Below are 14584 nucleotides of genomic sequence, written 5' to 3'. Positions count from 1 at the left end.
TCCATTAAGGAGCAACAGCGAAATAGGCTGCGCCGCGTTAGAGTACTCTATCGCGGCGCAGCCTTTTATGATTCCGTGTTACTCCGGGCGCAGCCATTGCCTGGAGTTATTTTCGCAGCAGCAAATAGGCAAAATAAGGCGCACCGATTAAAGCGGCCATGACACCGGCTGGAATGCCGTCCGGAGCCGCAAGATTATGGCCGGCAAGATCGGCGGTCAGCAGCAGCCAGCCGCCGAGCAGCAGCGCGACCGGGATACACAGCTGATGCCGGGGACCGACCAGCGATTTCGCAATATGCGGTGCAACAAGTCCAATAAAGGCGATGCCGCCTGTTAGGGAAACCGCAGCCGAGGCCAGCGCAACCGCAGCAGCCAGCAGACCGAGCCGCTCGGCCGTGAGCCTGACGCCTACCCCGACCGTTACCTGTTCGCTCAGCGCCAGCAGGTTCAACGTCCGCGATTTGTACAAAATATAAGGAATCAGGATGACGAGCCAGGGTACAAGCGCGGTTATGTACGGCCAATCCGTACCCCAAATGCTGCCGGCCAGCCATTTAGCGATAAATTCATACTTCTGCCGGTCGGTGGATGAGATGATGAAGATCATTGCTCCTGACAATGCCAGTGAGCATCCAATTCCCGTCAATACAAGCCGGATCGGCTGAAGTCCTCCGCTTCTGCTGTAAGACAGGAGATAAATCAGCGCCGAGGCGAGAAATCCTCCGGCAAATCCGACGACCGGCAGCACGTAAGCAAACGAACCGGCGTCGATCGGAAAATAGAGGAAGAACACCGCCACCGCAACCCCGGCTCCCGAATTAATCCCGACGATGCCGGGATCAGCCAGATCGTTCCGGGTAATGGATTGCAGGATCGTTCCGGACAGTGACAGCGCCATTCCCGACAATAGAGTGACGAGCATGCGCGGCAGCCGGATCGAGAACAGGACAAACTCATCCTTGAAGGAGCCGCCGCCGAACAGAGTCGGCAGAATACGGCCGTAAGAGACGGACGAGCTGCCTGTCCCCATACCGATGAACAGTGTTGCCGCAATCAGCAGAAACAGCATCAGAAGTACTGTTCGCTGTCTTTTGAGATTAGAGTCCCTGATCATGACAGAAACTTCGCTCCTTTCCGCACGGTGATCAGGAAGAACGGCAATCCCATCATCGCAACAATCGCCGCGACAGGCGTTTCAAACGGCGCGTTGGCCATCCGTCCCAGCGTATCGGCCAGGAGCATAAATGCCGCTCCGCATAGGGCCGACAGCGGCACTATGGACCGGTAGTCGGTTCCGGCGAATGTTCTGACGATGTGAGGAATCATCAGGCCAAGAAACGCCATATTCCCTACAAGCGCGACCGAAGCCCCCGCGAGGACAATGATCATCGCATAGAGTACGGTCTTGATTTGAGCCGTCCTCATACCAAGTCCAACTGCCGACGTTTCGTTCAGGCTGAGGATGGTAAGCGATCTCGACAGAGCGGCTGAAACCAAAATTCCGATAATAATAAACGGAGCAATGGTGCGAACCTGCCCCCAGGATGTGCCCACAAGACCTGACGCCGTCCACATGGATACATCTTTGGATATTTTGAAGAGCAGCGCGACTCCCTCGGCAACAGCAGTCAACAGTGCCGATATCGCTGCGCCCGCAAGCACCAGTTGAACGGAGGAAAGTCCGTTCCTTGAAGCGGCTCCAAGCCCGAATACGAGCAGGGCTCCTGCGGCGGCTCCAAGAAAGCAGGCCACGGTCATGCCGAAATAGTCCAATGAGGGAAGGAATGCCAGCGCGCAGGCCAGCGCCGCATTTCCGCCCGAGGTAATGCCCAGCAATCCGGGATCGGCCAGCGGATTCCGCGTCAGACCCTGCATGACCGCTCCCGCCACGGCGAGCGCGGCGCCGACCAAGACGCCCGCCGCTACGCGCGGAAGGCGGATTTCGCGGATCATGGTGATATTGTCACCAGCCGCCTGCGATGTCAGCGCGAGCCAAGCTTCATGAAGCGTTGTGCTCTTCGCCCCGACAACAAGAGAAACCGCAAAGGACAGGATTAGCAGTAATGAAGCCGCCAGCAGCTTGCCCCAAATCGCTCCGGAATGTGCAGATTCAGCTTTCATCGCCGGTCCGCTTACTTGCCCAGAAGATTCCGGGTAATAAAATCAAGCTGGTAATCCAGCGTCAGCGCGTCATTGAAGTAGAAGGCTCTGGCATCGACTTCATAGACCTGATTATTCTTGACCGCCGGAATATTCTTGTAGGTTTCGGTCTGCTGGAAAGCATTGTCCATTGCGGAGCTGCGGCTGAAAATGACATAGTCGCCCATATACTCCGGCATCACTTCCTGCGAAAGCGCGTACCATCCGTCTTTAGCCACCGCGTCCTTCACCTTTTGCGGCATATTCAGCTTCATGCCCTGATACAGAATTTCCGTGCCGCGGCCCCAGTGGTCGCCGAATACATAGAATTGCTTGGCATCATTTTCAATGACCGATACGCTCTTGTCGCCGATTTTCGCCCGGATCTCCTCGCCTGCTTTTTCCATCCGCTTCTTGAAGTCGTCAACCCAAGCCTGGGCTTCCTTCTCCTTATTCAGCAGCTTGCCGATTTCCAAATGCTGCGTCAAATAATCGACCTTGGCGTAAGTGAAGACTACGGTTGGAGCAATTTGCTTCAGCTTGTCCACATTCTTCACATTGTCAAGCCCGATGATTAGGTCGGGTTTCAGCTCGATAATCTTCTCCAGGTCCTCATCGGATACGGCTTCCACATTTTTCAGCTTATCCTCGAAATTGGGGTTCATTTTGCTCCACGAATCAACCCCCACCAGGTTGACGCCCAGCGACAGCACATTACCTGCAAAAGACGATAGCACAATGACGCGCTGCGGATTCGCCGGCACTTCAACCGGACCGTTCTCGGACTGGTAAGTAATTGTGCCTGTGTTGCTTGCCGCACCGGCTTCAGCTGTGGCCGTACTTTCTAGACTAGCCGTCGCTGAAGCATTACCGGAAGTTGGACTGCTGCTCGCTGCCACGCCGCCGGAATTGCCGCTGCTACTGCCGCATGAGCTGACAATAATCGCCATCAGAATCAGAACCGGGAACCATAATTTCATCATTTCTCTTTCCTCCTAGGAATGAATATTAATTATGTATTAGTGATAATGATTATCACTATCAACGATATATACTTTAAATTCTTCGCTTCCTTATGTCAATCTTTAAAACAGCATATCTCGCGATTTACCCGCCGCACACTTTGAAACTGCCATTCGCTTGAAGCCAGTGCGGCTCCCGTGATAACTTAAAATGGAAAGTATAGCGGTATTATGGGTAAGCAGGATGCTGCTTTAGGAGGAAGAGTGAGTGAACAATCTGAAAATAAAGACCTGTTCGGAGACCGACTTGGAGCTGTTGGCGGAACTTAACCGGCAGTTGATCGAAGACGAGAAGCATGATAACAAGATGGATACCGTTCAACTAAAGGAGCGGATGAAGAATTTTTTGGATGGGGATTACCAAGCGTATCTGTTCTCAGAGGACGAAGATGTCAAAGGCTACGCCCTAATCCATCATGGCCGCAGCCCGCTGTATGTAAGACATTTTTTTGTTTGCCGGCACTGCAGAAGACAAGGCTATGGGCAGGCGGCTTTCCGTAAGTTGTTGAATTTTCTGGAAACGGACAGGCTGGATATCGAGGTAATATACTGGAATGAACGAGCTTATGCATTTTGGAAGTCGCTCGGGTTTCGTGAAAGAAGCATATATATGAGATTGGAACGATGAGACTGACGAGGCAATTCTCTGGGTTGATCGTGAGGATTCTTTAAATGTTTGTATGTCTCAGTAAAATGTTACACGTCAGGAATAAACAAAAACAGGGGCAATATGCCTCTGTTTATTCATTAAATCTTCCCATAACAATGGTGTTATAGTATTTTCCGTCCGAAAGAACTTTGTCTTTTTTTAAAATCCCTTCTATTTCAAACCCAAGCTTTTTATAAAGTTCAATGGCTTTATCATTTGTTTCCAGCACACCATTTAACATTATTTTTTTAATACCATTCGAGTCAGCCCATGAAATCGATTCTGTTAACAGATTTTTCCCAATGCCATATCCCCAATAATCTTTTAATACACATATTCCAAATTCTACCTTATGGGAGAATCGTTTCAACGGATTTCCTTCGCATCTTGAAAATCCAACGATCTTATCATTAACTGCCGCAATTAAAAATAGGTTCCTCGTATTTTCAGTATCCGTTTTAATAATCTGTTCAAACCCGGGTGTGTCTATGAACGCCTCCCCCGGCTCTCTGTCCAAATTTTCAGTCTCTCCGTCGATCTGCACTCTTATTTCTGACAAAGCTTGTGCATCGGTAACAATAGCAGATCTAACCGTATAACTTAGCCCATTTACGCAGAATTCCCGTTGGTTAATTATTATCATTACATACTCCTTTCAAACTTTAGTGGATTGAAAAAATTGGACATAACAGCGATTAGAGTAACGTTCCGCTAAAGGAGCGTCCATAAAAAGAGTGCCTTAACCGCCATTCGCATGGCTGCTGAGACACCCTCTTATAAATCACACAGTATACTCCTTATTTGGAAATCTCCACGCGGGAGTTTCTTTTCCAATTCTGCTGAAACAGCGATTGAGTATGGCCTTTCAGCTGCTGAAGATCGACGGAACGCAGGTATTCCCAGCCCAGCCATTTCATCTTGGCATGCGGCGGCAGTCCGTTGTCCACCTCGGCATTAAGCGCCGGGAAGGAGCAGGCGGCCACCTCGCGGCCAAGCTGCGGACCGGTCATATAGCGCGCAATCGGCTCAAGATCCCGGTACCGGTCTTTGCGGACCAGCATGAACAGCGGATTCGAGATCGCTCCGTCCTCCGGCCACACGATGGTTACTTTATCCGGTCTCGGACTATACCGGGCAAAACCTAAAGGCAGCACATAAATCGCCGCGCCTTCTGTGGAACCGCTGCCCGCGGTCTTAGCCATCTTGGAACCATGCCACCCGTCCTTGATTGTCACGCCTAGCCGGCGTATTCCTTCGTCGCCATGCTCTTTATGCGTGTACATCAGCAGCAGCTCCGATACTTTTTCGGTGGAACCGATGACAATGACATTATTCTCGTAGACGGGATTCATCAAGTCAGCCCATTCTCTCGGACGCGGCAGCGAACCGATCCGGGTCTCGTCGATCATCATCACATAGGGATAGATTCCATACAGCGTATAAGCGCCAAAGGGATCAATCAGTTCCTGGGAAAGCGAAGCATTGATCGGCATGTCGACGGATTGAAACACATTCTTTTTCAGCAGATTGTCCCGGAACTCAGCACGGAAAAAATCGCTAAAGCCGCAGCCGCTCACAATGCCCGGGAAGTCACGGACGTTCTCAGCCAGCCATACGTTCCGGTATGGATTGCCGCTTCCGCAATTTCGGGGCAGGTAACAATTGAAGCTTCCGCCGGTCTCTTCCCGGTAATCCGTCATCCAATCATCGAAGCAAGCCTGAAACCGCTGGCGCATCAAACAGATGGTCATTCCCAGAAAGTCAAGATCTCCCGCTGATGGCAGCGGCCGGTCTTCCTCCCCCTCATTAAGCAGCGACAGCAGGGTATCCCCCGGTTTCGCTTCGCTCTTCAGCATCCGGTTCAGGTAAGCGTCCGCTCCGTAACGGTGAAGCAGCTCCTCTGACGAGCCCGCATCAAAAAACTCCTTAAGCACACCCTCTTTGTCCGGATAACGTTCCAATAACTCGCCAAGCTTCAAATACGTTCTGATTGCGCCCATTTTCTGGCCTCCTTTAGCTTGTGATGCCTCCTCTATGATGACTTTTCATGTTTCCTTAGATTTTCTTAAAAATTTTACAAAAAGGGCGTGATTAATGTCATACTTAATAAAATTGCTCTCAGGATTTCAGGTTTTTCAAATCACTTGGTTGATTCGCTTACCAAGCGTCGCGTCGTCCGTTGAGTTATAGGAGAAAGCCGCATGTGTGCCGATTCTTTCGTAGGCACTGCGCTTGACCAGATTAAAAGCTCCGATACCGAGCGATTGCGGCGCTTTCGGATTCTTCACCTTCCAGAGCATGCCGAAGGATGACGCGCTAAGAAAGATAAATGCGCCGTACCATTTCGAGAACAAATGACTGCCGTGGAAATCGGGAATAAGGGTTAAATGATCGAGCCGCCCCTTCCGGCAGTAGGCCTCCGCCTTGGATACACATTCCGGTTGAAATAGGATATCCCCATCCGTAAACAGCAGCCACTCTCCATTCGCCCGCTTAACTCCCTCGTACAAGGCATGGCTTTTTCCCATCCAATGCTCCGCTAGCTCCTCTATATATACTCCGGATACATTAGGATACTTGGCGGCCATCTCTTCTATTATCGCCCTGGTGTTGTCCGTAGAGCGGTCGTCTACAGCAATAATTTCAAGGTTCGAATAGGTCTGACCGGCAAGCGAGCGGATGCAGCGTTCCAGCGCTTTATGCTCATTTCTGGCGGCGATGATCACCGAGATCAGCGGGGGCTCTTCCAGCGGCAACACCTCCGTCTTGTACAGTTTACCGATCTGTGCAACCTTGGCCGTATACAATAACGCCATGCCTCCCCACATCAGTGCGTTTATACCCGAAAGCAGCCAATACAACCATTCCATGCGGCATTCCCCTTTTCGCTTTAAATTTGTACGAACGTTCTAATCTTCCGAAAAAAAATACGGGTTCCCTACTCGGAAATCGCCCGTAGAAACAAGGACACCGTCTCCCGGTACAAATCTTGCAGCGACTCCTTGTCCAGTGTGTGCACGTACGCATTGAGACCGCCGAGCCATCCGCTGAACAGCAGGCTGAGCCGCTCCGCGTCCCCTTGCCTGAAGTCGCCGCTTGCCATTCCTTCGCTAATGATTTCGTGGTAAGCCCCTATCGGCGTGCTCGCCAAACCATACAGCGCCTGCAAGGTGGACATCTGCACATCCCTAAGCGCCGCCAGCTCCTGGCCCGCTTTCAGCAGATCCTGCTTATAGTTGTTCATCACGAAATCGGCAATGGCGTACAGTTTATCCGAAGGAGAGGAACAAGTTAAAGCGCGCTCCCGCCAGCGCTCCCCCCAGCTTCGAATCGTCTGCTGCGCCAAAGCAACGAACAGCTCCTCTTTACTCTTAAAGTGATAATAAATATGACCCTTGCTGTGTCCAGTCGCCTTGGAAATATCCGCGATCGAGGTGGCGGTATACCCTTTTCGCGAGAACAGCCCTTCGGCTTCCTTCAGCACATCCTGCCGGACCCGTTCGCTGTCGTAGCTTCTCTTGGCCACTGTTCCTCACTGCTCCCCTTAGATATAGAACGATTGTACTAAAGTGATCATAAAATAAATTCCGCTCTTTGGCAAGCTGGAAGTAACCGGGAGACTTCCCGCCTCCCATCCCTTCCATTATTTTCACTCCGATTCCCGCTCAGTCTCCTCATGACGGTCAATCTTAAAGATACTGACAGATTTCTGCAATTCATCTGCCATTTGAGCTAAGGTTTGAGCCGTCACTGCCATTTTATCACTGGCTGCTGCCGCTACTTTCGTTGCCGCCATGATACTCTCAACTGCATCCCAGGCGCCAGCAGCCTGAACGGATTGCTCTTCGCTTGCAGCGGCGATGTTCGTCACCTTCGCTCCCGCTTCACTGACTATTTTTTGAATATCTCCAAAGGTCTCGGCTGTCTTATGGGAATAAGTCACGCTTTCCTGTACGGCAGCTGCACTGAGCTGTATTTTTTCCTGAAGGCCCTTAATCATGCCGATGATCTCTTTCTCAGCCGAACTGCTGCTTTCCGCAAGCTTCCGAACCTCGTCGGCAACTACTGCAAAGCCTCTTCCCTGCTCTCCGGCCCGGGCGGCTTCGATGGCCGCACTAAGAGCAAGCAGGTTGGTCCGGTCGGCGATATCCTCTATCATTTCGACAATGCGGCCGATCACAAGCGAGTTTTTCTCAAGCTCCGCCATATGGACACGAACGTCATTCATGCTGTTCAGCGAGATGTTGACTACTTCCGTGCCCTTATCGATTATTCGGGCGCTTTGTTCGGAAAGCTCGGCAGCCTGTTGGGTATTCTGCACTACCGAGTTAATGACTTCAGTCAATTCTCTGAACAAAACATTAATCTTACCTTCAGACTCTGCCCGATTGCTGTTGCTTCCGGCAATTTCCTTACTCGTAACGGAGATTTGCTTCGAAGCGGCCTCCAAGCTTTCAGCGCCCAGAAGAATGCTGTCTACTATTTTTCGCACATTTAGGATCATCGTATCCACGGCGTTTGCTATTACTCCAACCTCGTCTGTTGTGCCTATGCCTGATGCGATTCCCAGTTCTCCCTCTGCAGCTTGCTTGGCAACGCTCCCTATTTTTCGAAGAGGTCTAGATATCATGCCGGAAACAAAAATACCCGTAACGATAGTTACAGCCAACGCCGCTGCAGTAATCCAATAAACAAGCTCCCGGCCTGAGGCAAACGCCTCTTTCCCTGCCTGCTCAGCCCTTTGTGCTTCGCCTGCGTTGATATCAATTAGCTTATCGAGCGCGGCTAAGGTGTCATCTCTTCCTTGAGCATATACTCCGTTAGGATCATTAAGCTGCCGAAGCAGCTGGTTGTTTTGGTGGCTTAACGCCATTTGAATGATTTCATCAACAGACCGATTGTAGCTGTCCAGAGCCGTTTCCAATACCGTCAATTGTTCCTGGGATTCCGCAGTAAGCTCTGTCTTCTTGAATTCCTCCAGTCTCTCGCTGGCAGCGGTCATGTCGTCTCTCAGTGATTTGATCGTTAATGAGCTCTCGCTTCCGCTATTCATATATAACTTACGTAATTCATTTCTCGATTGGTTGAATAAATCTTTAGTTTCCATGAGCGGCTTGATTGCCAGGAGATGATTCTGATACATGTCATTGAGCCGGCTGTTTATTTCCCCGAGCTGCTTTATACCGATTAGACCTACGAACAATACCATAATGCCAAGCACGGAAAAAGCCAACAGAAGCTTAACAGCGGTCTTAAAATTATAGAACCATTTCATATGATTTCCTCCCAGGCTAATCACTTTGTTAATTGATTTCTAATTGCCCAGTAGCCCTTCCAGCTCCAGTATGCCAATAAGCTGCTCGCCTCGGCTCGCAATTCCTAGAAATACTCCATGACTGCTTTCTTCATATGCCGCGCTGAGTGGAGAATGAATCTCTTCATATGCCGTGATGTGATTGACTTTGTCTACAATTAATCCAATGAGCTCTTCATGGCGGCATATAATGATTATTCGTGATGTTTTGGTGTAAGACTCATCCGGCATCCCCAGCAGGTTCCTAAGACTCATTACCGGAATGATCCTGCCCCGAAGATTGATTACGCCTTTAACTGTGGGTTTGCTGAATGGAATATCGGTTACGCCCTGCATTTTGATGATCTCGTGAATGTCTTTAATTCGAAGTGCGCATGTTTCTGATCCAACTGAAAGCTCAATAAACTGCTCGCCCTGTAAAGTGTCTATGTCCTTTCCCTCCTTTTAATCAGGACCTTTCTCAGACTGATCTTAAAAATTTTCAGCAATTCACACTTAAAAACGAACTGGCCTTCTGCCCTAAATTATGATTTAGCCGATAAATTTGTGAAGATCACTTCCGCGAAATCTTGAAACCCGATTCATTAGCGGCTCCGGCTGCCGAGTATGTGCGGCTGGGCGGCTAAATTGAAAAAGGCAAGCCGTTCATACAGACATCAGTCTGTAAACGGCTTGCCCTAATTCAAATTTCCGTATTAATCAACTGGCGTTTCTAAGCGGTGTATCGCCCCGCTTACGCCCAGTTTCCTTGTCTGAACACCGGTTCGACGGTTCCGTCCGGCAGCTCGCCGTCAATATCGAGCTCCGCCGATCCGATCATAAAGTCCACGTGCGTCAGGCTGACATTTGCCCCCTTCGCCAGCAGCTCCTCCTGCTTAAGCTTCGTTCCTCCCTCGATATTGACGGGATAAGCGCTGCCGAGCGCAAAGTGGCAAGAGGCATTCTCGTCAATGCCCGTATTGTAAAAAATCCGGTTCAGCCGCGATATCGGCGAATCATGCGGCACAAGGGCCATCTCGCCCAGATAGGATGCGCCTTCGTCCGTCTCCAGCAGCGAGGCCAGATGCTCTCGTCCGGTGGAAGCGTCAAATTCCGTTACCTTACCTTCTTTGAAAGTCAATTTGATTCCGTCCACAAGCCGTCCGTTCAGATTAAGCGGCATTGTACTGCTTACAGTTCCGTTCACGCCGGTACGGTGCGGCATCGTGTACACTTCCTCCGTCGGCATATTGGCGACAAAATAGACGCCTTGTTCATTCTCCCCGCCTGCCGCCCGCCACAAATGGCCTTCCGGCAGCTCGACTCGCAGATCCGTTCCCGGCGCGCGGTAATGCAGACTTTTGTAACGCTTGGCGTTTAGCTTCTCCTGGCTTTCCTTCAGATTCGCGATATGCTTCTGCCAAGCGGCGACGGGATCGCCTTCCGCTTCGACCCGGTTCATCTGGAAGATCGCCTTCCACATGGCGTCAATGCGCTGTTCCTCCGGCAGATCGGCGAACACTTTATCGGCCCAGGCCCGGGTCGGAGCCTTGACCAGCGACCAACTGATCCGGCTGTTTCGGGTATAGGCCTGGTACTTCTGACGGGCAACCGCCGCCGCTTTGACGGCTGCTGACACTTTAGCCGAATCGATGCCGCGAAGCAGCTCTGGATCGGGCACTTTAATATGCAGGATCGCGCCGCCCTCTTCAGCGAATTTCTCCAGCATATCCGCATGCCACTGCGGGTAGTAGCCGAAGGAATCCTCCGGCGCTTTCTCGTAACGGATTCGGGTAACCGCTTCATCGTCCCAATCCACAATGACGTATTTGGCTCCCGCTTCATACGCCTTGGCCACAATCAGCCGGGTCAGCTCGGCGGTCTCCAGCGGAGCATGGACCATCAGCACCTGTCCGGGCTGAATGTTCACTCCCACTTTGATAACCAAGTTTGCGTATTTATCCAGCATCTGTTCAAAAGAAGTCATGCCCTCTAATCCTCCGATCGTTCTGTTTTGAACCGCATCCTGTTAGTGTATCACAACTCCGCCCGCTAGGATCTCCCCATCTCAAATGATCCGGTACTGCGGGCACCGAAGTTCCTTAAAATCCGTTCAGTTCCAGAACGACCGGACAATGGTCGCTGCCCATAACCGCGCACTCGATCCGGGCATCGGCAATAGCGGGAGCCAGCCTTTCCGATACGAGAAAATAGTCAATCCGCCAGCCCACATTTCGCTCCCGCACCTTTGGCATATAAGACCACCAGGAGTAGACGTCCTTTTTATCCGGATACAGATACCGGAACGAATCGATAAAGCCCGAGGCCAGTAGCTCGGTCATCTTCCCCCGTTCCTCAAGCGTAAAGCCGGAGTTGCCGTTGTTGGACTTCGGATTCTTCAGATCGATTTCCTGATGCGCAACGTTCAAATCCCCGCATACGACAACCGGCTTTTGCTTGTCGAGGCGCTTCAGATGAGCACGGAAACGATCTTCCCATTCCAGCCGGTAGGCCAGCCGCGAAAGGTCGCGCCGGGCATTGGGGCTGTAGGCGTTGACGAGATAGAAGCCCTCAAATTCGAGCGTGATGACTCTCCCTTCCGTCTCCTCCTCTCCCTCAATTCCGATGGAGACGGACAGAGGTTCTTTTTTGGTGAAAACGGCGGTTCCGGAGTACCCTTTTTTAACGGCATAATTCCAATACTGTCTATATTTCTCCCCGTGGTCCAGGGTGATTTGCCCTTCCTGCAGCTTCGTTTCCTGCACACAGAAGATATCCGCGTCTTCTTCCGCAAAATACTCGTTAAACCCTTTGTTCACACAGGCTCTCAGCCCGTTGACATTCCAAGATATCAGTTTCATGATTTCTTAAGCTCCTTACTTTCTCATGCTTCTGCGGGCGGATCGGTATGGATGTCCTCATCGGGACTCGTGAGCACCCAGCGGGTAAATGTAACCTGGAACCCTGATCTGGTTGGCGCACATAGAAAAGGACCGGCCTGCACATCAGACGGATACGGAAAACGGGCAACCCTGACGGTTCGCCAAGCATCCCGATCTGCTCTAGCTCTGATGATTACGGCATCATTAAGCCGCGACGCGCGAATGGTGATCTCTTTTCCAGCCCACTCAAGCACAGGGGACAAAGACCAGTCCGAGTATGTATCGGTTACTACAGCCCCAATATGGGGAACGCCATCGTTGATTTCAATCCCCGCTTTGATCCACTGGGATGGGCTATGCCATAACATTAATCCCGCCTGATCATATAATTCGGAGAAATGGTCCAGCTTAAAGCTGACCTCGGCAGCATATTGCCTCTCCCATGAATGCAGCAGGGCATGGCCGCTATCGTGCTGAAAGCCGTACATCGTTTGCTGCCAATAGTCGCTGCGCTCTGCGGCTTCAACAATCAGTCTTTCGCGGTCAACGCTGCTGGATACAGGCTGGTTCGTCCAGATTCCGTCCGGCCAGTTTATCGTTTGAATCTTCACTTCGCATTCCCCCTGACGCTATTAAGAATAGCAGTTTTCCATCGTTACTTCCATTATCTGTGGAATGCTGGAGTATGGCAATCCGACCCGCTCATGGTAAAATGATTGAACTATGCCAATAAGGAATACACCGAACTCTTCTATGGAGAAAGGAACGAAAATAATGAGCGAAGACCTTAAGCTGCTGGTTCGGGAACTTGAGGAATTGCGGGACCCGGACGCGGCGCCGGCCATGAGCGCGTATCAACGGAATCAATTTCCTTTTTTGGGCGTCCGAACTCCCCTGCGCAGACAAGTCCTTAAGACCTTCCTGACGGCGAATCCGCCGAAAAAAGAATGGATTCCTCTGCTGTGGGAACTGCCCGAACGCGAGTATCAATACTGCGGGGTGGATATCGCGCAATCCCTGCGAAAAAAGCTGGAACCCGCCGACCTCCCCATGATCGAAGCCTGCATCACCCGGCACTCCTGGTGGGATACGGTCGATCTACTTGCTTCAAACGCCGCCGGGTTTCTGCTGCGCAAATACCCCGAGCTGCAGCCGGAGTATGGCGAGAAATGGCTCCATTCAGACAATATGTGGCTCAACCGCACAGCTATTCTTTTTCAGCTTCATTATAAGGAAGCAACGGATGAGACGCTGCTGTACCACTATATCCGCGAGCATGCGGCGTCCAATGAATTTTTCATTCAAAAGGCGATCGGCTGGGCTTTGAGGGAGTATTCCAAGAGCAATCCCGCGTCAGTCGAGGCATTTATTGAGCAAGAGGAATTGAAGCCGCTGAGCCGGAGAGAAGGACTGAAGTGGCTGATGAGAGCCGAACAAACGCAGTAGAGCCCTCCCGGTAAGGGAGAGCTCTTCATGAACCGCAGAACGGTTAGGGCGTAAGATCAGTTATTCATAAATGTATACACTTGAGCCAAGGACATCTGTCTTCACGCCGAATATCTTTTGCAGCGAGTCCACTTCGATCCATGCTGTGCCCTGGCTGACCATCGTCTCGCCGGCTTTGACCGGAATGTGCTTGCCGCCGTGAACAACATGGATTTGCTTCTTGGCGCTGTCCCATGTCACATCCGATCCAAGGCTCTCCAGAACGCCGCGCAGCGGAACCAGCGCTTCACCGTTCACATATTGTCCGAGAAGCCCAACCACTTCTTTACCATCCGCATACACCTGCAGCTTGTCCGAGAAGGTCACGCCGCTCTCGATTTCTTTGATCACTTCAATGACGAATTCGGAGCAGTAGTCAGCCGATTTCGGATCGAAATCCTCTGCATACAATTCGGAATTCGACAAGATCCGGATGCCCAGAAAAGGAACATTGAACGTCTTGGCTACCTCGGCAACCGCTCCGGTCTCCATTTCTTCCGCACTTGTGCCCAAAGTATCATGCAGTTCCTTAATGCGGTCGAGTTCTCTGTTCCATGCGTCCGAAGTGCCGATTACTCCAGAGACCACTTTACCGTGCTGGTACCGGTCCGCTACGCTCATTGCCGTCTTATACAGTTCAGGGTCCGGCTCAACCGGCTCTGTAAGCACCTTCCAGCTACCGGTGTCAACTCCCGCCCCGGCGTCCCGATGTGCGGATTGGAACCAGCCGTAATTAATGGATTTTTCGCCAACCACGATGTCAAACTTGTGAAGTGCCGGGTCGTGACCGCCCGCCGTTCCCTGGTTGATGATCGCTTTCGGATGATATTTCTCAATTAAGAGCGTGGTTGAAGCGGAGGCGTTCACCATACCGATATTCGTTTGGGAGACGACAACCGGAACACCCTCGATTTTGCCGGAATAAAAATGATATGAACCGAATGTTTCCGTCTTATAATCGCCCATTTGCTTCAGGAAATAATCGACTTCCATGTCCATTGCACCTTGCACAGCGATTGGCCGGACCACTTGACTGCTCGCGGCTTGGACTTGCAGAGGCATAAGAATCAAAAGAAATGCGAAACTGAATAATAACCATTTTTTCACCTGCGAT

15 protein-coding genes are annotated in these 14584 nt (G+C 51.2%); 2 read left to right on the top strand and 13 right to left on the bottom strand.

Features of this window, described 5'->3' with window-relative positions; all coding sequences use genetic code 11:
• Positions 1-106: 106 nt before the first annotated feature.
• Genes PDUR_RS12705 through PDUR_RS12695 form a run of 3 tightly spaced genes read right to left on the bottom strand, consistent with a single transcriptional unit; the run spans position 107 to position 3122 of the window.
• Positions 107-1111: a FecCD family ABC transporter permease gene (locus tag PDUR_RS12705; protein ID WP_179945209.1), complete on the bottom strand. Its 1005-nt coding sequence runs from the start codon at positions 1109-1111 to the stop codon at positions 107-109.
• Positions 1111-2121, bottom strand: coding sequence for a FecCD family ABC transporter permease (locus PDUR_RS12700; protein WP_042206594.1), 1011 nt, complete (start codon positions 2119-2121; stop codon positions 1111-1113). Before PDUR_RS12700 ends, PDUR_RS12705 begins: the two co-directional genes overlap by 1 nt.
• A gap of 11 nt (positions 2122-2132) precedes the next feature.
• Complete coding sequence (locus PDUR_RS12695; RefSeq protein ID WP_042206593.1) at positions 2133-3122, bottom strand: iron-hydroxamate ABC transporter substrate-binding protein; 990 nt, start codon at positions 3120-3122, stop codon at positions 2133-2135.
• A 247-nt stretch (positions 3123-3369) separates the two neighbouring features.
• On the opposite strand from PDUR_RS12695, the gene PDUR_RS12690 reads away from it, so the two are divergent.
• Positions 3370-3789, top strand: coding sequence for a GNAT family N-acetyltransferase (locus PDUR_RS12690; protein WP_042206592.1), 420 nt, complete (start codon positions 3370-3372; stop codon positions 3787-3789).
• 112 nt (positions 3790-3901) lie between these two features.
• Here the strand turns inward: PDUR_RS12690 and PDUR_RS12685 are convergent, their stop codons facing one another.
• From PDUR_RS12685 to PDUR_RS12645, 9 genes are all read right to left on the bottom strand, one after another.
• Complete coding sequence (locus PDUR_RS12685) at positions 3902-4450, bottom strand: GNAT family N-acetyltransferase (protein WP_042209320.1); 549 nt, start codon at positions 4448-4450, stop codon at positions 3902-3904.
• Between the two features lie 157 nt (positions 4451-4607).
• Positions 4608-5810: an ABC transporter substrate-binding protein gene (locus tag PDUR_RS12680; protein WP_052410204.1), complete on the bottom strand. Its 1203-nt coding sequence runs from the start codon at positions 5808-5810 to the stop codon at positions 4608-4610.
• 135 nt (positions 5811-5945) lie between these two features.
• Complete coding sequence (locus tag PDUR_RS12675) at positions 5946-6680, bottom strand: glycosyltransferase family 2 protein (protein WP_052410203.1); 735 nt, start codon at positions 6678-6680, stop codon at positions 5946-5948.
• Between the two features lie 68 nt (positions 6681-6748).
• Entirely contained in the window at positions 6749-7336 is a 588-nt protein-coding gene (locus tag PDUR_RS12670; RefSeq protein WP_042206591.1) for a TetR/AcrR family transcriptional regulator, read from the bottom strand.
• Positions 7337-7459: 123 nt separating this feature from the next.
• Complete coding sequence (locus PDUR_RS12665; protein WP_042206590.1) at positions 7460-9085, bottom strand: methyl-accepting chemotaxis protein; 1626 nt, start codon at positions 9083-9085, stop codon at positions 7460-7462.
• A gap of 39 nt (positions 9086-9124) precedes the next feature.
• Complete coding sequence (locus tag PDUR_RS12660; protein WP_269079218.1) at positions 9125-9526, bottom strand: chemotaxis protein CheW; 402 nt, start codon at positions 9524-9526, stop codon at positions 9125-9127.
• Between the two features lie 331 nt (positions 9527-9857).
• Positions 9858-11090, bottom strand: a complete 1233-nt coding sequence (locus tag PDUR_RS12655; RefSeq protein ID WP_042206588.1) for an aminopeptidase — start codon at positions 11088-11090, stop codon at positions 9858-9860.
• 115 nt (positions 11091-11205) lie between these two features.
• Positions 11206-11964, bottom strand: a complete 759-nt coding sequence (locus PDUR_RS12650; protein ID WP_042206587.1) for an exodeoxyribonuclease III — start codon at positions 11962-11964, stop codon at positions 11206-11208.
• 23 nt (positions 11965-11987) lie between these two features.
• Positions 11988-12596, bottom strand: coding sequence for a DUF1349 domain-containing protein (locus tag PDUR_RS12645; protein WP_042206586.1), 609 nt, complete (start codon positions 12594-12596; stop codon positions 11988-11990).
• Between the two features lie 163 nt (positions 12597-12759).
• On the opposite strand from PDUR_RS12645, the gene PDUR_RS12640 reads away from it, so the two are divergent.
• Positions 12760-13431 carry a DNA alkylation repair protein gene (locus tag PDUR_RS12640; RefSeq protein ID WP_042209317.1) on the top strand — a complete coding sequence of 224 codons (672 nt, stop codon included), beginning with the start codon at positions 12760-12762 and terminating at the stop codon, positions 13429-13431.
• 60 nt (positions 13432-13491) lie between these two features.
• Here the strand turns inward: PDUR_RS12640 and mtnN are convergent, their stop codons facing one another.
• On the bottom strand, positions 13492-14577 hold the full coding sequence (mtnN, locus tag PDUR_RS12635; protein WP_052410202.1) for a 5'-methylthioadenosine/S-adenosylhomocysteine nucleosidase: 1086 nt from the start codon (positions 14575-14577) through the stop codon (positions 13492-13494).
• Positions 14578-14584 lie beyond the last annotated feature (7 nt).

This window comes from Paenibacillus durus, assembly GCF_000756615.1.
Taxonomy (GTDB): domain Bacteria; phylum Bacillota; class Bacilli; order Paenibacillales; family Paenibacillaceae; genus Paenibacillus_AQ; species Paenibacillus_AQ durus.
This window is presented reverse-complemented; position numbering and strand designations above follow the sequence as displayed.

Coding starts and splice junctions, on each gene's coding strand:
- PDUR_RS12700 (WP_042206594.1), bottom strand. CDS start 2,121: ATGAAAGCTGAATCTGCACATTCCGGAGCGATTTGGGGCAAGCTGCTG.
- PDUR_RS12695 (WP_042206593.1), bottom strand. CDS start 3,122: ATGATGAAATTATGGTTCCCGGTTCTGATTCTGATGGCGATTATTGTC.
- PDUR_RS12680 (WP_052410204.1), bottom strand. CDS start 5,810: ATGGGCGCAATCAGAACGTATTTGAAGCTTGGCGAGTTATTGGAACGT.
- PDUR_RS12675 (WP_052410203.1), bottom strand. CDS start 6,680: ATGGAATGGTTGTATTGGCTGCTTTCGGGTATAAACGCACTGATGTGG.
- PDUR_RS12665 (WP_042206590.1), bottom strand. CDS start 9,085: ATGAAATGGTTCTATAATTTTAAGACCGCTGTTAAGCTTCTGTTGGCT.
- PDUR_RS12655 (WP_042206588.1), bottom strand. CDS start 11,090: ATGACTTCTTTTGAACAGATGCTGGATAAATACGCAAACTTGGTTATC.
- PDUR_RS12650 (WP_042206587.1), bottom strand. CDS start 11,964: ATGAAACTGATATCTTGGAATGTCAACGGGCTGAGAGCCTGTGTGAAC.
- PDUR_RS12640 (WP_042209317.1), top strand. CDS start 12,760: ATGAGCGAAGACCTTAAGCTGCTGGTTCGGGAACTTGAGGAATTGCGG.